The 3,278-nt window shown below is 52.3% G+C and carries 4 protein-coding genes; all 4 read right to left on the bottom strand.

Translation table 11 applies throughout. From position 1 onward, the window contains the following. On the bottom strand, positions 1-460 hold a 460-nt coding region (locus tag GRP75_RS22420), incomplete at its 3' end, for a nitroreductase family protein (protein WP_160790402.1). A gap of 153 nt (positions 461-613) precedes the next feature. Further along, positions 614-997 (bottom strand): YraN family protein, encoded by a 384-nt coding sequence (locus GRP75_RS22415; protein ID WP_028542733.1) that lies wholly within the window; start codon positions 995-997, stop codon positions 614-616. Next, positions 997-1,296: an EscU/YscU/HrcU family type III secretion system export apparatus switch protein gene (locus GRP75_RS22410; RefSeq protein WP_023988176.1), complete on the bottom strand. Its 300-nt coding sequence runs from the start codon at positions 1,294-1,296 to the stop codon at positions 997-999. Before GRP75_RS22410 ends, GRP75_RS22415 begins: the two co-directional genes overlap by 1 nt. After that, positions 1,293-3,278 (bottom strand): DNA ligase (locus GRP75_RS22405; RefSeq protein WP_160790401.1); only part of this gene is annotated, 1,986 nt, incomplete at its 5' end. The genes GRP75_RS22410 and GRP75_RS22405, both read right to left, overlap by 4 nt.

Here is a 3,278-nt window from a genome sequence, read left to right as displayed (position 1 = left end):
TTACCTTCTCACCTGGTTGAATTCCCAAGTGCTCACGGAACTTAGGCGAATACAAAAATGGCTTTGTCACCCAAAACGTTCCGATTCCTTTGCTCCATGCGGCAAGCATAAAGTTTTGTACAAGCGCGCTGACCGCTGCAAAATCCTCATCCCAAACCGCTTGACGCGGGTCTTCTTCCAGCACTACTAAAAGCTGGATCGGGTTGTGCAAAATGCCGCTCTCAAACTTGTTGTCCTTACCGATATCTGCTGCAATTGCTTTTGCAAGCTTTTTCCGTCCTTCACCAGCAAACAACAGAAAACGCCACGGTTCACGCATTTTATGATTAGGAGCCCACACAGCGACGTCCAGCAATTCTTTGATCGTATCTACCGGAATAGAGTCGGATTTAAATCGTTTAATCGTCCGGCGTTCCTGAATTACATCTATGACATGTTCACTAAAGGTATGTTTTGTCACGTAAATCCTCCTTCACAGGTACAACTTCTCGATATTCATTTTCAGATGAAAATGATAACTATTCTCAATAAAATATACCTGTAGCTTTCCTTCCTGTCAACCTGTACATATGAATTCAGTCCCGCACTCTTAGCTTCGAAAAAGCTCTTACTCTTAAAATGCGCCTATTAAATGGTCTGTAACAACTGCCTTTTCGTCAGTTAATTGTACAGAAATCATGTCAAAGCGGATTGGAGCATCTCCAATCCCGTTCATATGCAAATATACAGCGGCTGTTTGGCGAACTTGGGCTATTTTACGCGCAGTAACTGATTCTGCTGGCGTTCCATATTTGGAGCTACTTCGACTACGTACCTCAATAAACACGAGTGTATGCTCCTGCTTGGCAATCAGATCTATTTCACCACTGCGGCATCGCCAATTACGCTCTATGATTCGGTAACCCAAGTTTTTTAAAAACAAAGCCGCTGCCTCTTCGCCCATCGCTCCTTTAGCTTTCCGTTGATCCTTGCCTCCAGCCTTCATTTCATTCCACATCACCAGTCATCCCTTGAAGCAAGCCGATCCATTTGATATATATAGGTAAGCACCTCTGCCACCAACTGATAGAGCTCAGCAGGGATTTGTTCGTCCAAATCAAGTTTGGATAGTACTTCAACCAGCGCAGCATCCTCCTGAACGGGAACACCATGTTCTTTGGCTTTTTCTAAAATGCTATCCGCAATACGGCCGCTCCCCTTGGCAACGACAATCGGTGCTTCGCTCTCACCAGGCGTATATTTAAGGGCGACCGCCTTCTTTATGGAAGGAGAAGGAGGTTCCAACGGCTCTTTCATATTTTAAGATCGACTCCTTTATACGGCTGAGGCACATAGCTTTGTACTTCAGAAGAGGCGAGGCTGTTCTGTTCAGTCCTTATGGGCATGGGCTCGGTACGAAGCGATAGAAGCTGGTATCCTAGTGACTCCAACGCTGTGTGAATGGACGCACGCCCACTGGTTAACAACGAAGCCGCCCATTCATGATCATTATGGAGCTTGACACTTACAATCCGATCTACAACCTGGACATCTACCAGGGTCGGTCCAAGTCCCTTCATGTCCAAATCAAACCAAAGACGACAGTTGGAGGCGTCCAGCTCTCCCCGTTTGCCGCGGCGGGACTGAATCTGGATCGTAGCTGTTTCGCGACCGTCCGGTCCAACGAATGGTATAAACATGTGTACTTGTGCAAAAGGCGCCGTTCGGTCTGTATTGAGCAGCAACTGCTGACCTGTCAGGTGCTGTACAACCTGCTGAGCCGCCTCTTTCAAAGCGGGCGGCAGGTCGTCACTGCTCATCAGCTGAAGCAGTGCCCCTTTTACGGTGTCTGCGTCTGCTGACACCGTGTCCCCAGACGCAGCCGCTAATCCCGGCAGCGTCTGGGGCATTCCCTCTGGCGGCTCCATACGTGCCGCCGCCCCTTGCGCGACCTGTGTAGTCGCGCGGTGCACTTGCTGCTCGTGCTCTGCACCGAGCAGCTTCAGTACGCGGCCTACCCACGGGTCTTCCGTGGGGGTGAGCTGCGGGCTGGACGCCACAGGCTGCGATGCAGTGGCGTCTGCAGCCCGCAAAGCGCCGGCCATTGGCTGCGCCACTTCCGTTGCGGGCTGCTCTGGCACGGCCGTGCTCAGCGCGGGTGGCACCGCCGCGCGTAGCTCTTGCAGCAACGTGCGCAGCCGCTGGAGCGGCACCTCTGGCGCAGCAGTGTTGCCTGCTGTGGATTGCGGCACAGGGGCACCAGCCTGCTGTGCGGAGGGACGGTCAGCCGTGGCTGCGGTTAAGGCGGGCTTTGCCCCCGCAGGCTCTGCCGTGGCAGCCGCTGGAGCGCCATCCGTATCCTTAAGCTGTGTGCTTGCCGCAGTAGCTTGCTGTGACTGTGACTGCTCCACTCTGGTGCGGGGACCATTTAATGCATCAGCACTCGATTCTGGCGCATTTACGCCAGCTTCCGATGCCACTGTCGCTCCGCGTCCATTGGCTGCCTCCGATTCTCCTGGAGCAGTCCCTTTGGCTGCAGATGTAGCCCCCGTCGCAGTATCTGAATCTGTTGCCAAAGCACTCGCTGCTGCAGCAAGGTTGGCTGCTTGAGTCCCTTTTAAAAATTCCTTGCCGCCTGTGGTTTGTCCAGCTTCTGTCTGCTTTGCAGCGGCAGAAGCATCCTTGGACAATGTAGGAGCTTGGCCTTCCTGTCCATCTACCACCACAGAAGAAGCACCTGTTGGACTAGCAGACATTCGGTCAGCGTTCTTTATAGCTGTCGATTCCCCCACTGAACGATCAGTGGATATTCCCTGTGCTTGCTGTTTTAATACCGTTTCAAGCTCTTGCTCCAGCGAAGACAACAGATCATTTAAAGGAGGCCCAAACATCGCTTGACGCAATCCGTTTATGCTTTCTGCCGTCAATGGAAGTCCCCGTTGAAAGGCAACTGCCGCCGCCTGCACAAACGTTCCCAATTGTACATTGCCGCTTTGCTTCGCCATAGCTTCTCGCAAAGAAGACGCATTTTCCGACGTCAACGGCACACCATTCTTTTGCATTGCCTGTATAAGCTCCCTGTTCTGAGCTGTATCCGGCAGTCCCACCGATTCCAATACATCTGTCAGCGCTACGGTTTGCTGTGGTGTATTGGCCACATCGTTCAGAGGCTTAAGCACCGTCATTCCGCTGGGGGAAGCCGGTTGAACCTGAAACGTTGTAGTCTGTCCAGGTTGAAGAGGGGTCTCCAGCTTTGCCCTGACCTGAGAACCTTGTATTTGCAACACAGCCTCACCGCC

It is taken from the genome of Paenibacillus sp. OT2-17 (assembly GCF_009827695.1).
GTDB classification, from domain to species: Bacteria; Bacillota; Bacilli; order Paenibacillales; family Paenibacillaceae; genus Paenibacillus; species Paenibacillus polymyxa_B.
The sequence above is the reverse complement of the archived record's forward strand: the minus strand, read 5'-3'. Positions and strand labels throughout refer to the sequence as shown.